We start from the raw sequence: 14,870 nt of genomic DNA on the forward strand, positions 1-14,870 counted from the left end.
CACCCTCCGGGCATCGGCCGGGGGAGGTCGGCCCGCCCCCCGGTCCCTCGGGAACGGGCGCGACGCCCGCGACCGGGGCGGCAGCGCGACCCGACCGCTCGACCGGTGGAGGGACGGGCGTGACGATCGCGACGAGCTGCCCGCGGCCCTGCGCGACGTGGGGCCGCACCGCGGGACGTCGTCGTCCGGATCGCGGCGCCGATCGGCGACCTGGTCGACGCGGACATCGGGACGGGCGCGGGGGCCTGCGGGCTCGCGGCCCCCGGATCGGGGTGGCGGACGGCGGGCCGGCCGGTCACGTCGCGCGCGAGCTCGGCCGGCTGCGCGGGCGGGCGCGGCGGCTGGGCCCGGACGCCGTGGTGTCCGCCCTCGCGGGCGAGCCGCCGGGTCCGCTCGCCGGTCAACCCGCCGCACGGACCTCGGGGGCGTCGGCGGTGTGCACCGCCAGCCCCGTCCGTCCGGGCGCGAGGTGCGGGCGCAGGACGAGGTGCTCGTCGTAGTCGCCACCGTGCTGCGGGCGGAAGGGGAGCGGCGCGTCCGTCCGGAGGCCCGTCAACCGCTCGCGCAGCGCCGCGACCGCCCGGGCACCGTCCGCCTCGGTGAACCGATCGGCCCCGGGGACCAGCAGCGGTGGCAGCACGGTGGCCCCGGCGTAGAAGAGCGTGCCGTGCAACAGCGGGAACAGCAGCTCCTCGGCGTGCCCGTTGATCCCGCGCGACCCGAACACCGGGTCCGGGCCTCCTGTCGTCGTGACGACGAGGGCTCGCTTGCCCGCGAGCACCCCGTCGCCGTAGCGGCGCGTGCGCCCGTCCGGGCCGCGCACCCCGTAGGCGAACCCGTCGACGAACACCCGGTCCACCCAGCCCTTGAGGATGGCGGGCATCCCGAACCACCACAGCGGGAACTGCAGCACCAGCGCGTCCGCCCGGCGCAGCTTGTCCTGCTCGGCCCGCACCTCCGGCGGCAGGGTCCCGGCGTCGAACGCCCGCCGCGCGGCTGCGGAGACCACCAGCCGCTCCTCGCCGTCGAGCCCGTAGTCCAGCCTGGTCAGCACCGGGTTCCAGCGCATCGCGTACAGGTCGGACACCGCGACCTCGTGCCCCTGCTCCTCCAGCGCGGCCCGGCCCTCCGCCGCCAGCACGCCGGTCAACGAGCGCGGCTCCGGATGCGCGACCACCCACAGAACGTCCATGTCTCGATCCTGCGGACGGCCGGCCGCGCGAACCAGTGGCCCGATGGACAGCATGTGCGAGGATCGGGCCATGGCGACCGAACGGCACCGGGTGGCGGTTCTCGTGCGGGACGGGCTCCTGCCGATGGAGCTCGGCATCGTCCACCGGCTGTTCGGGCAGGCCCGCGACGCCGCCGACCGGCCGCTCTACGAGGTCCTGACCTGCGCGCTCGTGCCCGGCCCGGTCCGCACCGACGCCGATTTCCCCGTCCTCGTCGAGCACGGGCCGGAGGTGCTCGACACGGCCGACACCGTGATCGTCCCGGCGTCGGACCTCGACTACGCGCCGGCGCCGCCGCCCCCGGGACTCGCCGGGGCGCTCGCCCGGATCCGGCCCGGCACGCGGATCGCGTCGATCTGCACGGGCTCGTTCGTGCTGGCCGCGGCCGGGCTGCTCGACGGGCGCCCGGCCACCACGCACTGGAGGTGCGCCGCCCGGTTCCGCGAGCTGTACCCCGAGGTCGACCTCGATCCCGACGTCCTCTACACCGAGTCCGACGGCGTGCTGACGTCGGCGGGCGAGGCCGCCGGCATCGACCTCTGCCTGCACATGATCCGCACCGACCACGGCGCCGCGGTGGCCAACGAGGTCGCGCGCGGCACCGTCGTCCCGCCGCACCGCGACGGCGGGCAGGCCCAGTACCTGCGCCGCCCCGTGCCCGAGCCCGCGGTGTCGTCGACGGCCCGGGCGCGGACGTGGGCGCTGGAGAACCTCCACCGGCCGGTCACGCTGCGGGAGCTGGCGGCGCGCGAGTCCACCAGCACCCGCACCTTCACCCGCCGCTTCCGCGACGAGATGGGCACCTCACCGGGCCAGTGGCTCACCCGGCAGCGCGTCGAGCGGGCCTGCACCCTGCTGGAGGAGAGCGACCTGTCGGTCGACGACGTCGCGCAGCAGGCCGGGTTCGGCACGGCCGGGTCGATGCGGCTGCACCTGCAGGCCGAGCTCGGCGTCTCACCGACGGCGTACCGGCGGACCTTCCGCAGCGGGCCGGATCAGCCGAGCAGGTGACGCAGGGTCCGGTCGGGGTCGGCGAGGAAGTCACGGGTGGTGCGGACGGGCAGGGCGTCGTCGTAGGAGACGGTGCGCAGACCGCCGTCGTCGCCGATCTCGAGGATCCGGGCGCCCGGCAGGGCCAGCAGGATCGGCGAGTGGGTGGCGACGAGGAACTGCGAGCCCTGGACGGTCAGGTCCTGGATGCGCGCGAGCGCCGCGAGCTGGCCGTTCGTGGACAGGGCTGCTTCGGGCTCGTCGAGCAGGTAGAGCCCCCGCGGGCGGAAGCGGTGGGTGAGCAGGTCGAGGAAGGACTGGCCGTGCGAGCGCTCGTGCGGCGAGACGCCGCCGTAGGCCGGCAGCAGCGGCGCACCGCCCGGCTCGGCGTCGAGCCGCTCGAGCTCCGTGGCGACGTTGTAGTACGACTCGGCGCGCAGGAAGAACGACGAGCGCTCCTTGCCCGGCGCCCGCCCGATCCGCAGCGAGCCGCCCAGCGCGGACTCGCTCGCCCGGGTGGCGAACGCGAAGTTCCGCGAGCCGCCCTCGGCGTTGAACCCGGCCGCGACGGCGATCGCCTCGACCAGCGTCGACTTGCCGGACCCGTTCTCGCCCACCAGGAACGTGACGCCCGGGCCGAACTCCAACCGCCGCCCGCGCAGGGCGGCGACCACGGGCAGCGCGTACGGATAGCGGTCCCAGCCCGCCTCGGGTTCGTCGATCTCGACGCGCCGCAGGTACAGCCCCGCCCCGCGCGGGGGACGGGCTCGGCTCAGCGCGCCGGCCCGTTCGAGCCGGAGTCGTGCGAGCCGCCCTTCACGACGTCCTCGACACGGGCGCGCACCACGCCTGCGGCGCCCTGGACCGCGGGATGGTCGGCCACGCGCTGGTAGGTGCGGTGCAGCTGTTCGTAGCGCTCGTGACCGGCCTTCGCGCCCAGCACGTAGCCGACCGCGGCACCCAGCAGGAACTTCAGCATGTCGCCTCCACGGCGGGACGGTCGTGATCGGGGTCCCCATCCTGCCCCAGCACCCCGGCCGACGGCTCGCCCAGGGCGGGGGAGGGGGGTGCCGAGGGGCCCGGGACCCGTGTTGTAGGGTTTCCCCTGTCAGCGAGCGGGTCGCCGCTCGCGGACCGGCGGTCCTCCGTAGCTCAATTGGCAGAGCATGCGACTGTTAATCGCAGGGTTACTGGTTCGAGTCCAGTCGGAGGAGCTTCTCCCCAGCTCACAGGCCTGATTCGGCCTGCAGGATCGATCACGCCCTCCCTTTCGCCGCCGTGGTCGGCACGGTCCGCGGCCCGGCACCGGCCCACCGCAACGAGGCGCCGGAGCGAGGCGACGAGCCGCGCTGACCCGCCGAGCGCGAGCGAGCTTGACCTTCACATCGTGTCAAGGTCTTGGATCGTGGGCGGAGGTGGTCGAGATGACCGGAATGCTCGAAGGGACCGGCCCCGGGTTGAGGTCCGCCCTGTGGGGGCCTGCCGCGTCGATGCGGCTGCACGCGGCTCTCACGGCCGGGATGCACCCGGATCCGGCATACGTCGCGGTGCTGGTCGAGCGGTGCGCGGTCGAGCCCGACTTCTTCGTGCGCGACATGCTGACCTGGGCGCTCACCCGGCACGACCCCGCGGTCACGGTGGAGCGGGTGCTGGACGAGCTCGGGTCGGACGTCCCGCAGGCCCGGAGCCAGGCCCTGCACACGCTCTCGAAGATCGGCGACGCGCGCACGTGGCCCGCGATCACCACCGCGCTCCTGACGGACGAGGACGACGAGGTCGCCCGCGCGGCATGGCGCACCGCGGCCGGGCTCGTCCCGGAGGGCCGCGAGACCGGTCTCGCCGAGACGCTCGCCACGCAGTTCGGCCGGGGTGACGGCGAGGTGCAGCGGAGCCTCAGCCGCGCCTTCGTCGCCCTCGGAGTCGCGGTCCTGCCCGTCGTCGAGCGCGCGACGACCGCCGGCGACGCGGGCGTGCGCGCGCACGCGATCGCCACGAAGCGGCTCGTGCAGCAGCCCGACGAGGGATTCGAGGCCGCGATCGCGGACGCACGCCGGATCGTCGCGCTGCTCGGGGCGCCGCTCGGCGAGGAGCGAGCGGATGCTGATCGGTGAGGTCGCCAGGCAGTCCGGGATCAGCGCCCGGATGCTGCGCCACTACGACTCCATCGGGCTCGTGTCGCCGACCGGGCGCACGCACGGCGGGTACCGGCAGTACTCGGAGGAGGACGTCCGTCGCCTGTTCCAGGTGGAGGGCCTCCGCTCGTTGGGGCTGAGCCTGCAGGACATCGCGGAGGTGCTCGCCGACCTCTCGTTCAGCCCGGCCGCGATGGTCGAGCAGCTCGTCGCCCGCACGCGCGACCGCCTCGCCCGGGAGGAGGAGCTGCTGCGCCGACTCGACCAGGTCCGGGCGAGCGACCCCGAGGCGTGGTCCGACGTGCTGCGCACCATCGGCCTGATGCGGGGGCTCGAAGCCGGTGACCCTTCGGCGCGTCAGCGCTTCGCCCTCTCGCTCATCGGCGAGGCGGGTCGCGATGCCGTCCCGCTCGCCGAGGCGGCGCTCGGGGAGTCCGACCCCCATGTCGCCGGGGCGCTCGACTGGGCCCTCGCGCGGACCGGGGACGGCGCGGTCCCGGTCCTGGCGGAGGCCCTGGACTCGCCGGTCGCCGAGCGGCGACACCGCGCGCTGGCCGCACTGGTGAAGATCGGCTCGGCGCGCGCCTCCGAAGTCCTCGCCGACGCGTTCCGACATCCCGACCCGGTGGTGAGCGGTCGCGCCGCGCTCGTGCGTGCCGCCCGCGGTGGGGCGGACAGCGTTCCCGCGCTCGTCGCCCTCGTCGTCGAGGGACGCGACGACGTGGAGGCGGCGGATGCCCTCGGTGGGCTCGCGACCCGGCACGGCCTGGCGGACGAGATCGCCGACGGGCTCGCGGGCGCACTCGCGAGCGCCACCGGCACGGCCCGTCGGCGCCTGGCGGCCGCACTCGCCGACGTCCCCGGCCCGCGGGCGCACGCCGTGCTGACCGGCCTCGTCGACGACCCCGACCCCGGCGTGGCGCTCACCGCCTCGTTCCTCCTCCGGGAACGACGCTCCGACGACTGACGGGCGCTGCGGGCCGTTCGTGGAGCGCGTCCGTCCCGCGTGACCGGTGGGTGCCGCACGGACCGTCGGTCCGGGTGCGTACGGTGGCTCGGTGCAGCTGACGGTGACCAGGCGGACCGGCGCCCGCGAGTGGACGTGGACCGTCGTCGACGAGGACGGCTTCGTCGTGTCGGGAACCGCGAACAGCCGCCGACGGGCCCGGGACATCATCGCCTGGGTGCAGGCGGAGATGCGCTACCCGCCCATGTTGCGGCCGGCGTCGGAGATCCGCCATCTGATGTTCAAGCTCCCGCTGGTCGACGACTGACCGGATTCCGGGACCTGCGCAGGGGTGCTCCGGGACCTCCGACCCCGTACCGTCGTCACCGGCACCGCCGCACCTCGTGGCGTGTGAGGAGCTGGTCGCGATGGGCGGATGGAACGGCTCCAGGGACCCGCGGCCGGCCGCCGACCGACGGGACGTGCGGGCGTGCGCCCGGGACGACGCCGCCGAGCTGCGGGACCATGCCTCCCACGAGCGCGACGCCAAGGCCGACCTGAGGGACGGCCACGCCTGCACCCGCGACGTCCGGACGGCAGGTCAGGTGCAGGGCGTGCTCACCCGCCTGTGGGAGATCCGCCGCAACCTCCTGGAGTCGATGGACCGGCTGGCCCGCGCGGAGCGGCGGTGCGACGCCGGCAACGACCCTGCGGGTGCGGCCGAGCACGCCGCGGCCTGGCGTCGCGACCGGGACGCGGTCGACGTCCTTCTCGACGAGGCGATCGCTCTGGTCGCCCAGGGCGAGTTCCGGTGGCAGGAGGCGGCGGGGGACCGGCGGGCGTCGGCCCTGGACCGCTCCGCCGCCGCGCGGGACCGCCTGTATTCCGCCGGGGACCGGGAGGGCGCAGCGGCCGACCGGGAACAGGCGGCGGTCGAGCGGGAGCAGGTGGGCTCCCGGGCGGAGGCCCAGAGCACGCGGCGCCGGAGCGTGGCGGCCCGCGACGGGACGGTCGAGGCGGCGACCGTGGTGGCCCGGGCCGTGCGGGGCAGCGAGGAGCAGATCGCGCGGAGCCAGGACGTGCTGGCCCGCACGCGGCCGCGGTCGAAGGCCCGCCCGGACTGAGTGACCGGCGGCTGCGGAGGTACCCGGGTTCGTGCGATCGGGCGCCCTCGGAGGTGCGGAGGAGGTTGCGATGAGCGGTGACGACGGACAGGGAGACCGGGTCGCCTCGCTGAGACGGCAGACGGACCGGCTGCGGGCCGAGGGGGAACGCGTGGCGGCGCAGGTGGCGGCGCTCGCCGAGCAGCGCGCGAGCGTCGAGGACTCGGTGGCGTCGACGTTGGACCAGACGGCCGAGGTGCGCCCGGCCGACGCCTCCCGGCTCCGCGGCCTGGCCGAGCATGCTCGTGAATCGGCACGCCACGAGCGCGAGGAGGCCCTGCGCTGGGCGAGGTACGGGCAACCGGAGGACGCGACCGACACGCCGTCGACCTGACGGCCCGGTCGGCGGACCGGGGGCCGGATGGCCGTTGCGGGATGTCCGTTCCGGGGCGACACTCACTCCCCTTGCCGGACCGCACCGGAGGCCACGGCGGGCGCGAGTGGGTGGGGAGCGCCGTGGAAGCGTGGGAGACGTCGTTGCCGGGGGGCCTGCTGCTGACGGTGCAGCGCGCCCCGGTCGCCGTGGTGGCGTTGGCGGGCGAGATCGACCTGGCCAACTGCCTCGAGCTCGAGGTCGTGGTGACGCGGGTCGCCGCGGACCCCGGGGTCGAGGGCGTGGTCGTCGACCTGACCGGGGTCGGATTCCTTGCCGCCTGCGGGGTGCGCTGCCTGACGGGGCTGCGGATGCGGCTGGCCGCGGGCGGCCACCCCCTGCAGCTGGTGGTGGCACCGGACGCGGGCTCGCTGCGGCGGGTGCTCGCCCTGATCGACGGGTTCGACATCGTCGGCTCGCTGGCGGAGGCCGGCGCGGTCCGCTGAGCCGGCGCCGGACCCGCGGCGCGGCGCCCGACCTGCGGTCACCCCGGTGCGGTGAGCACTGCGGGGCTCCAGCACGTCCGCGGGCATCAGCCGGGCCATCGCGGTACGGGAGCGCTCCGCCGAAGCCGTGTGGGCAGTCGTGGCGGTGGCGGCGGTGTCGCGCAGGGGAAGGAGGCGCGGCGGCCGGCGTACTTCCCCTACCCCGGCCGCCGCGCGCCCGTCGACCATAGCAGATGCTCGAACATCAGTTCGAGTCGACGTGACGCGGGCCGCGCCGGGCCCGTCCGGCATCCTGACCCTCGGCGGCGGTGACCACGGGCGCGCCGGGAAGGGCGGGGACGCGGATGGCGGAGAGCGGGGCACGCCGGGCCGGGGCGGACCTGCAGGCCGTCGTCGACGAGCTGGCCGACGAGCTGGGCCGCTCGGTGGTGGTGAACGACCCGGTGGTGCGGATGCTCGTGACCAGTCGGCACTTCGGCGACGAGGACGAGGTTCGCGTCCGTGCCGTCCTCCAGCGCGACGCCGGGGCGGAGGTCGCGCGGCACGTCCTGGACCAGGGGGTCGCGGGGTGGTCGCGGGCGGGCGTCGTGCCGGAGCGGCCGGACCTGGGGCTGCGGCCGCGGCTGTGCGTCCCGGTGCGGCACGGCGGCGAGCTCCTGGGCCTGCTCATGGTGATCGACGCCGACCGGAGCCTCACCGGGTCGCAGGTCCGCCGGACCGAGGAGGTCGCGGCGGTCGCGGCGGCGCTGCTGGCGCGCGACGAGCAGCCGGAGGAGGACCGGGCCGCGCGGGACCGGCTCGTCGCCGGCCTGCTCGGCGACGACGTCCCCGACCGCGGGGAAGCCGTGTCCGCCGCGGCGGCCGCGGGGTTGCCGGCCGACGCCGCGCAGGCCGTCGTGACCGTTCTGCTCGCGCCGGGGTCCGCACGCCCGGAGGTGGCGACGGCGCTGCGCGTGGTGCTCGACTCCGCCGCCCACCGCCACCCGCACCGGTCGCTCGCGGCGCTCGCCCCGGGTGGCGGCACCCTGGTCCAGGTCGGCGCCCACCTCGATCCCGCCGAGGTCGTGGGCACGGCCGAGCGAATGGTCGCGGCCGCGGGTCGGCTCCTCGGCGGCCCGGCCGGCCCGGACGGGCGCGGGGGGCCGGACCGGACGAGCGGGGTCGTGGCGGGCGTCGGCGGGGTCGTGGCCGGCCTGCGCGCGGCCTCCCGCTCCGGCAGGCAGGCCCGGGCGGCGGCCCGCGGCGCTCGGGCGGTGCCGGGGCTGGGCCCGGTCGCGTGCTGGGAGGCGTTGGGCCCGTACGGGTTCCTGCTGCAGCTGCCCGACGAGGTGCTGGGGCCGGACCTGGTCCCGGAGCCCGTGGTCCGCCTGCTCCGGCACCGGAGCGCACCGCGGCTGGTGGAGACGCTGCGCGCCTTCCTCGACCACGGCGGCTCGATGCCCCGCACGGCCGAGGCCCTGCACCTGCACCGCACCTCGCTCTACTACCGGCTCGAGCGGATCGCCGAGATCACCGGGCTGGACCTGCAGGACGGCGGCAACCGGCTGCTCCTGCACACGGGGCTGCTGGTCGCCGAGCTGACCGGGCCGGACCGCTGATCTTCCTACAGACCGTGGAACTCTGCGGCGTGAGTTCCGGCGCCCGTCCGTAGCGGGCGGTGCCGGGGCGCCGCGAGACTCGTCCCGAGCGGCCCGGCCCAGGGCCCGGAACCCGAGGAGGCGGCAGCAGCGATGACCGTGCACGGCACCGGACCGGTCGACCGATCCCGGCTGGCCGGTCGGACGGCGCTCGTGCTCGGCGGTGGGCACGGGAGCCAGGACGGAGGCACCGTCGGCATCGGCTTCGCCACCGCGACCACCTTCGCCCGGCACGGGGCGGCCACCGTCGTCGTCGACCGGGACGCCGACGCGGCGGTCCGCACCGTCGACGAGATCCGGCGTTCCGGCGGCACGGGCCACGCCGTCGTCGCCGACGCCACCGACCCGGACCAGGTCGAGGCGGCGGTGTCGGAGGCCCTGCGGCGGACCGGCCGGCTCGACGTGGTGCACAACAACGTGGGCGTGACCTGCCTCGGCGGGCCCGAGGAGCTCACTCTCGAGCAGTGGCGGGCCACCCTCGCGGTGAACCTGGACAGCGTCTTCCTCAGCGCCCAGAAGACGATCCCGCACCTGCTGCGGCACGGCGGCGTGATCGTCAACGTCTCGTCGACCGCCTCGATCCGCTGGACCGGCTACCCGTATCCCGCCTACGCCGCCGCGAAGGCCGCCGTCAACCAGCTGACCCGCAGCCTGGCCGTGCAGTACGCCGACCGCGGGATCCGGGTGAACGCGATCCTCGCGGGGCTGATCGACACCCCGCTCGTGTACCGCCAGCTCGCCGGCGGCCGGACGGTCGCCGACGTCCGGGCCGAGCGTGCGGCGCTGAGCCCGACCGGCGCGATGGGCAGCCCCTACGACATCGCGCACGCCGCGCTGTTCCTCGCCTCGGACGAGGCCGCCTACATCACCGGCACGCTGCTCCCCGTCGACGGCGGGCTGCACGTCCGGGCCGCCTGACCCCCGTCCCCGCCACCCCGGCCCTCCCTCACCGCTGCAGGAGCGACCCATGAGCACCTTCCGCACGTCCGACGGCGTCGAGCTGGCCTACCGCGACACGGGCCCGGCCGGGAGCGCCCCGCCGCTGGTGATGCTGCACGGTTGGGGGCAGACCCAGGCGATGTTCCGCCACCAGGTCGAGGGCCTCGCCCCGCGGCGCCGGGTGGTGACGCTCGACCAGCGCGGGCACGGCACGTCGGAGAAGCCCCACCACGGCTACCGGATCGCCCGCCTCGCGCGCGACGCCCACGAGCTGCTCGACCACCTCGGCATCGCCCGCGCCGACGTCCTGGGCTGGTCGATGGGCGTGTCCGTGTGGTGGAGCTTCGTCGACCAGTACGGCACCGGCCGCATCCGCCGGTTCGTGGCCGTCGACCAGCCGGCCGCGGTCGCCGCCGTTCCGTGGATGTCCCCGCAGGCGCAGGCCGACAGCGGCGCGATCTTCGACGTCTCCGCCCTGCTGTCACTCGGCGAGGCGCTGCACGGGCCCGAGGGGGCCAAGGCCACGGAGGAGTTCGTGCGTGGCATGTTCGGCGGGGAGGTGGACCCGGAGCTGTGGGCGTTCGTCGAGGAGCAGATCGCGCTCACCCCGCCGCACGCCGGCGTCCCGCTGCTCTGGGACCACTGCGCCCAGGACTGGCGGGACGTGCTGCCCCGCCTGGACCGGCCGACCCTGGTCATCGGCTGCGAGGGCAGCCACGTCGACCCGGCGTCGCAGCGCTACATCGCCGAGCGCGTCCCCGGCGCCGCGCTGCACGTCTTCCCCCGCGAGGTCGCGAGCTCGCACTTCCCGTTCCTGCAGAACCCGCCCGCGTTCAACGAGGTCGTCGAGACGTTCCTCGACCGTCCCTGAACCCCTGGTCCCGGGACCGACCTCGGGCCGGGCGTGGCGCGTCCCCTCCGCCCCCGCCCGGCCCGTTCTCCTGCCGCGCAACGGTTCCGCTCGCCCGGGCGACCTCATGGACTCGCTGTGAGCAGGGCGCGCCGGGCTGCGGCCGGGCCGGGCGTCGTGATCTCCTGTCGGCGTCGCTGCGGGCGGGCGTGCCCGGCCCCACGACGGGACCTCCCGGCCCCGGCAACCCCTCGGCGGGGGCCGGGAGGTGCCCGACGGCGCTGTCGCGCAGCCGTTTTCGTCGTACCCCCGGCCTAACCTGGATGTCGTGGACGCCGGCCCCCGCGACTCGTCGCGCCCCCCGCACGGGATGGACCCCGACCGTGCGGCGCTCGTGCGTGCCTTCGCCGCCCTCCGGGGCCGCCCGGTCGACGACTCCGAGGTGCGTGCGGTGCTCGAGAAGGCCGACGGTCTGGGCCGCGAGGAGCTGAACACGCTGTGGCGCAGGCACGAGCGGGCGCCGCACACCGTGGACTACCGCTCGCAGCTGGCCCTGGTGCTCCGGTTCGTCGAGCTGGGGCGTCCCGGGTGAGGGAGGGTCAGCCCGTGACCGGGGCTTCCGGGGCGTAGGTCAGGTGCACCACGCCGTTGTCCAGGCCGGTGCAGCCGGCCAGGGAGAGCGCGCGCCGCGGCCCGTTCGCGGGGAACAACCGCGGCCCCTCGCCCACCGCGAGCGGGTAGACGAACAGGTGCAGCTCGTCGAGGAGGCCGTCGGCGAGCAGGGCGCGCACCAGGGTGCCGCTGCCGCTGACGTAGAGGTCGCCGTCGACCCGGGCCTTGAGGCCGCGGATCGTGTCCGCGTCGTACCGGCCGATGATCGTGGAGTTGTTCCAGTCGGCCGTCTCCAGCGTGCCGGACACGACGTACTTGGGGGACTCGTTGAAGAACGGCGCGCCCGGGTCGTCCTCGGCCGTACGGCCGGACCAGGCGGGGGCGAACTCCTGGAAGGTGGTGCGGCCCAGCAGGATCGCCGTGCACGAGCTCATGAGGCCGCCGATCTCGGCGCCGAGCTGGTCGGTGAACCCGTAGTCCAGGGTCCACAGCGGGGCGCCGATCACGCCGTCGAGGGTGGTGAACTCGTGAACCTTGATGCGCCCCATGGTGTCCTCCTGCTCGGCGGGCGGTCCGGTGCCGTCGCCCGCGCGTCGTGTCGTCGAGCGGTGGACCGCCGCCCGTCGACGATCTCATCGGTCGTCCGCGGAGGAGATCGCGCCGGGTGGTCCGGTCGCTACCGGGGGCGACGTGTCGGCGGGTCGCCACCGGGTACACGGGCCCGTGGCCCAGACGGATCAGGAAACGCTTGCCCGGCTGTTGCTGCAGGTCGCGCGCCAGCTCGAGGCCGAGGACGGGCGCGTGGCGACGCAGGAGCGCATCACGCGGGTCGCCGTCGGCACCGTGCCCGGGTGCCGGCATGCGGCCATGTCGCTCGTCCGGGCGCAGGGCCCGATCCGGACCGTGGCCGCCACGGACGAGCTGCCCGAACGGGTCGACGAGGTGCAGTACCGGACCGGGCAGGGGCCGTGCCTGCAGGCGATCGAGACACAGGTGCCCTACCGCACCGGCGACCTCGCCACGGAGGAGCGGTGGCCGGACTTCGCGAAGGCCGCGGTCGAGGAGACGGGCGTGCGCAGCATGCTGTCCTTCCGGCTGTTCGTGCGCGAGGACACGATCGGTGCGCTCAACCTCTACTCCTGCGAGGTCGAGGCCTTCGACCACCGGTCCTTCGCGCTGGGCGCCCTGCTGGCCGGGCACGCCGCGCTGGCGATGGTGGCGGCCCGGGAGAAGGAACACGCGCGCGACCTCGACCGGGCACTGGAGAGCAGCCGCGACATCGGCGTCGCGATGGGCATCCTCATGGCCGGCCGGCGGCTCTCGCGCGACGCCGCCTTCGAGGAGCTGCGCCGCACCTCGCAACAGCTCAACACGAAGCTGCGCACGGTCGCCGAGTTCGTCGCCGCAACCGGGGCCCTGCCCCGTAGACCCCTCGCCCCGCGGTTGGAGGCCGAACGGCGCGTTTGACCGGCCGCTCCGGGGGCACAGGACCGGCGGGCGCTGGACAGCCGTGGTGGGCGCCCGACGCGCCGGGAGGTGGTGCTCCCGGTGCACGAGGAGCCCTGCCGGCGCGTGCGCTCGGCAGGGCTCCTCCACGTCACGCCCCGGCACCGCGTGCCCCCCGGAGCGCCCCACCGCGGTTCGAGCCCTTCCCGGCGGGTACGTGCTCCCGGTCCGCACGATCCGACGACCGGGAGGTGAGCCTGATGGCCACCGGGGAGACCGGCTTCAGCGACGTGATGTACGACCTCGTGTCGGTGCAGTACCACGCGCTCAAGGCCGGGCACGACTACGGCCAGTACGTCCGCGACGCCCGCAACGCCGGGTACGACGACGTCGCGTCCTTCTTCGAGGACGTCATGGCGGAGGACTCGCGGCGCGCCGCCCGCTGCCACGAGCTCCTGCGTGAGCTCTCGGGCAAGGAGGACACAGGGAGCACGGCCTGACGTGGTGAGCACTCTCGAGGCGACCGCCGGCGGTGACGTCACGGAGTCGGCCGCCGTCGGCGTGCTCGACGGTCTCGCCGCACTCGGAACCCGGGTGAGCCTGGTCAGCGGGGCCCTGCTGCACCGCGCGCAGCCCGATCCTCCGCTGCGCCGGGCGTGGCTCGGCAGCGGTCCGCTCGTGCTGGTGGGCGGTTTCGGCACCACCGACGCCGGCCTGCGGCCGATGCATGGGTGGCTCGGCCGGCTCGGCTACGACGTCACGCCCCATACGACCGGGGTGGGCATGGGGTGCGGCGGGCGCAGCGTCGACGCCTTGCGCCGCACCGTCGAGCGCGCCGACACCGGCGCCGGCGTGCACGTGGTGGCGCACAGCCGCGGCGGCCAGTTCGCCCGCGCGGCGATCGCCGCCGGCGCACCGGTCCGCGGCCTGGTCACGCTCGGCTCCGGCTTCGACCTGTACCGGCTCGGACTACCCCTGCTCGGCCTCGCCGCCGTGCTCGGCACGGCCGGCACGCTCGGGGTGCCCGGCGCCGCCACCCTCGGCTGCCTGCGCGGACCGTGCTGCGCGGACTTCCGCACGGCGCTGCGCGGCGCGGTCGGGGTGCCGTTCACCTCCGTCTTCACCCGCCGCGACCGGGTGGTGCCCTGGCGCGCCTCGCGGGATCCGCACGCCACGAACGTCGAGATCGGCGGCAGCCACCTCGGCCTCCTCTCCGACACCGACGCCAAGCGGGCGGTGGCGGTGGCGCTCGCCGCCCACGAGGGTGAGCGGGTCGCCCCGGAGGCGAACGCCGGATAGGGCGCCCGGGGAACCGGTTCGCGGTCCGGGCGTCGGGTACTCCCGGCCGGTGAAGGTCACGAGAGGTCTCCTGAACGGGGTGGCGGCCGGTGCCGCGGGCACCACGGCGCTCGACGTGGTCAGCGGCGCCGACGCGGCGGTGCGCGCCCGACCGGCGAGCCGGGCGCCCGAGCAGCTGGTGGCCGCCGTCGCGGACCGGGCCGGGATCGCGGTGCCGGGTGACCGGTCCGAGCGCCGCAACCGGCTCGCCGCGCTGGGTCCGCTGGCCGGCTCCGCGACGGGGCTGGTCCTCGGGGCCGTCGCCGGCGGGCTGCGGGCGGCCGGGCTGCGGCTGCCCACCGCGGTCGGCGGCCCGCTGCTCGGCGCGGCCGCCATGCTCGCGACGGACGGGCCGCTCGCCCTCACCCGCGTCTCGGACCCCCGTACCTGGTCGGCCGCCGACTGGACGGCCGACGTGCTCCCGCACCTCGCCTACGGCGTCGCCACGCACGCCACCCTCGTCCGGCTCGAGCGCGGCTCGTCCGACGAGGGGCCCACGGCACCGCCGGCACGGCCCTCGACCCTGCTGCGGGCCGCCGCCCTCGGCGCCGCGACGGGCTCCCGCAGCACGGCCGGCACCGCCGCCCTCGCGCTGACCGCCCGCCCGGGCGCCGCCGGCGTCGCCGGACGGCTCGGCGGGCGCGGCGGCACGACGCTCGCGGGCCTGCTGGCCGCGGGGGAGGCGGTGGCCGACAAGCAGCCCGCGGTTCCCAGCCGCCTCGGGGCACCCGGCCTGGCCCCCCGCCTGACCCTGGGTACCACCAGC

19 protein-coding genes and 1 tRNA gene are annotated in these 14,870 nt (G+C 76.0%); 16 read left to right on the forward strand and 4 right to left on the reverse strand.

What is annotated here, in order from left to right:
* Window positions 1-400 precede the first annotated feature (400 nt).
* The gene (locus LWC35_RS34920; RefSeq protein ID WP_232874782.1) at window positions 401-1,192 is read right to left on the reverse strand and encodes an NAD(P)H-dependent oxidoreductase; all 792 of its coding nucleotides are present in this window, start codon (window positions 1,190-1,192) and stop codon (window positions 401-403) included.
* A gap of 43 nt (window positions 1,193-1,235) precedes the next feature.
* On the opposite strand from LWC35_RS34920, the gene LWC35_RS34925 reads away from it, so the two are divergent.
* Window positions 1,236-2,243, forward strand: a complete 1,008-nt coding sequence (locus LWC35_RS34925; RefSeq protein WP_232874783.1) for a GlxA family transcriptional regulator — start codon at window positions 1,236-1,238, stop codon at window positions 2,241-2,243.
* On the opposite strand, the gene LWC35_RS34930 is transcribed toward LWC35_RS34925, so the two are convergent.
* On the reverse strand, window positions 2,228-2,896 hold the full coding sequence (locus LWC35_RS34930) for an AAA family ATPase (RefSeq protein ID WP_232874784.1): 669 nt from the start codon (window positions 2,894-2,896) through the stop codon (window positions 2,228-2,230). The two genes, LWC35_RS34925 and LWC35_RS34930, sit on opposite strands and share 16 nt — an antisense overlap.
* A gap of 98 nt (window positions 2,897-2,994) precedes the next feature.
* Window positions 2,995-3,201 (reverse strand): hypothetical protein, encoded by a 207-nt coding sequence (locus LWC35_RS34935; protein ID WP_232874785.1) that lies wholly within the window; start codon window positions 3,199-3,201, stop codon window positions 2,995-2,997.
* A gap of 162 nt (window positions 3,202-3,363) precedes the next feature.
* Between LWC35_RS34935 and LWC35_RS34940 the strand changes: the two genes are divergently transcribed.
* From LWC35_RS34940 to LWC35_RS34990, 11 genes are all read left to right on the forward strand, one after another.
* Window positions 3,364-3,436 (forward strand) — tRNA-Asn (locus LWC35_RS34940).
* A gap of 210 nt (window positions 3,437-3,646) precedes the next feature.
* Entirely contained in the window at window positions 3,647-4,333 is a 687-nt protein-coding gene (locus tag LWC35_RS34945) for a HEAT repeat domain-containing protein (protein ID WP_308194738.1), read from the forward strand.
* The gene (locus LWC35_RS34950; RefSeq protein WP_232874786.1) at window positions 4,320-5,321 is read left to right on the forward strand and encodes a MerR family transcriptional regulator; all 1,002 of its coding nucleotides are present in this window, start codon (window positions 4,320-4,322) and stop codon (window positions 5,319-5,321) included. The genes LWC35_RS34945 and LWC35_RS34950 overlap by 14 nt, the downstream gene beginning before the upstream one ends.
* Window positions 5,322-5,412: 91 nt before the next feature.
* Window positions 5,413-5,628: a hypothetical protein gene (locus tag LWC35_RS34955; protein ID WP_232874787.1), complete on the forward strand. Its 216-nt coding sequence runs from the start codon at window positions 5,413-5,415 to the stop codon at window positions 5,626-5,628.
* A 100-nt stretch (window positions 5,629-5,728) separates the two neighbouring features.
* Window positions 5,729-6,424, forward strand: coding sequence for a hypothetical protein (locus LWC35_RS39930; RefSeq protein ID WP_269805323.1), 696 nt, complete (start codon window positions 5,729-5,731; stop codon window positions 6,422-6,424).
* A gap of 70 nt (window positions 6,425-6,494) precedes the next feature.
* The gene (locus tag LWC35_RS34965) at window positions 6,495-6,797 is read left to right on the forward strand and encodes a hypothetical protein (RefSeq protein ID WP_232874788.1); all 303 of its coding nucleotides are present in this window, start codon (window positions 6,495-6,497) and stop codon (window positions 6,795-6,797) included.
* A gap of 122 nt (window positions 6,798-6,919) precedes the next feature.
* Window positions 6,920-7,282 (forward strand): STAS domain-containing protein, encoded by a 363-nt coding sequence (locus LWC35_RS34970; RefSeq protein ID WP_232874789.1) that lies wholly within the window; start codon window positions 6,920-6,922, stop codon window positions 7,280-7,282.
* 308 nt (window positions 7,283-7,590) lie between these two features.
* Window positions 7,591-8,880 (forward strand): helix-turn-helix domain-containing protein, encoded by a 1,290-nt coding sequence (locus tag LWC35_RS34975; protein ID WP_232874790.1) that lies wholly within the window; start codon window positions 7,591-7,593, stop codon window positions 8,878-8,880.
* A 132-nt stretch (window positions 8,881-9,012) separates the two neighbouring features.
* Complete coding sequence (locus LWC35_RS34980; protein ID WP_232874791.1) at window positions 9,013-9,837, forward strand: SDR family NAD(P)-dependent oxidoreductase; 825 nt, start codon at window positions 9,013-9,015, stop codon at window positions 9,835-9,837.
* Between the two features lie 49 nt (window positions 9,838-9,886).
* Entirely contained in the window at window positions 9,887-10,729 is an 843-nt protein-coding gene (locus tag LWC35_RS34985) for an alpha/beta fold hydrolase (RefSeq protein ID WP_232874792.1), read from the forward strand.
* A 307-nt stretch (window positions 10,730-11,036) separates the two neighbouring features.
* The gene (locus tag LWC35_RS34990) at window positions 11,037-11,300 is read left to right on the forward strand and encodes a hypothetical protein (RefSeq protein ID WP_232874793.1); all 264 of its coding nucleotides are present in this window, start codon (window positions 11,037-11,039) and stop codon (window positions 11,298-11,300) included.
* Between the two features lie 7 nt (window positions 11,301-11,307).
* Here the strand turns inward: LWC35_RS34990 and LWC35_RS34995 are convergent, their stop codons facing one another.
* Window positions 11,308-11,868, reverse strand: coding sequence for a dihydrofolate reductase family protein (locus tag LWC35_RS34995; protein ID WP_232874794.1), 561 nt, complete (start codon window positions 11,866-11,868; stop codon window positions 11,308-11,310).
* A gap of 175 nt (window positions 11,869-12,043) precedes the next feature.
* Here LWC35_RS34995 and LWC35_RS35000 point away from each other — a divergent pair, with 175 nt between their 5' ends.
* The 4 genes from LWC35_RS35000 to LWC35_RS35015 all read left to right on the forward strand — a co-directional run.
* Complete coding sequence (locus tag LWC35_RS35000; RefSeq protein WP_232874795.1) at window positions 12,044-12,787, forward strand: GAF and ANTAR domain-containing protein; 744 nt, start codon at window positions 12,044-12,046, stop codon at window positions 12,785-12,787.
* Between the two features lie 239 nt (window positions 12,788-13,026).
* The gene (locus tag LWC35_RS35005) at window positions 13,027-13,266 is read left to right on the forward strand and encodes an acyl carrier protein (protein ID WP_232874796.1); all 240 of its coding nucleotides are present in this window, start codon (window positions 13,027-13,029) and stop codon (window positions 13,264-13,266) included.
* A gap of 4 nt (window positions 13,267-13,270) precedes the next feature.
* Window positions 13,271-14,065, forward strand: a complete 795-nt coding sequence (locus LWC35_RS35010) for an esterase/lipase family protein (RefSeq protein WP_232874797.1) — start codon at window positions 13,271-13,273, stop codon at window positions 14,063-14,065.
* Window positions 14,066-14,114: 49 nt separating this feature from the next.
* On the forward strand, window positions 14,115-14,870 hold a 756-nt coding region (locus LWC35_RS35015; RefSeq protein WP_232874798.1), incomplete at its 3' end, for a hypothetical protein.

The sequence above is a fragment of the Pseudonocardia kujensis genome, from assembly GCF_021283305.1.
Classification (GTDB): Bacteria; Actinomycetota; Actinomycetes; order Mycobacteriales; family Pseudonocardiaceae; genus Pseudonocardia; species Pseudonocardia kujensis.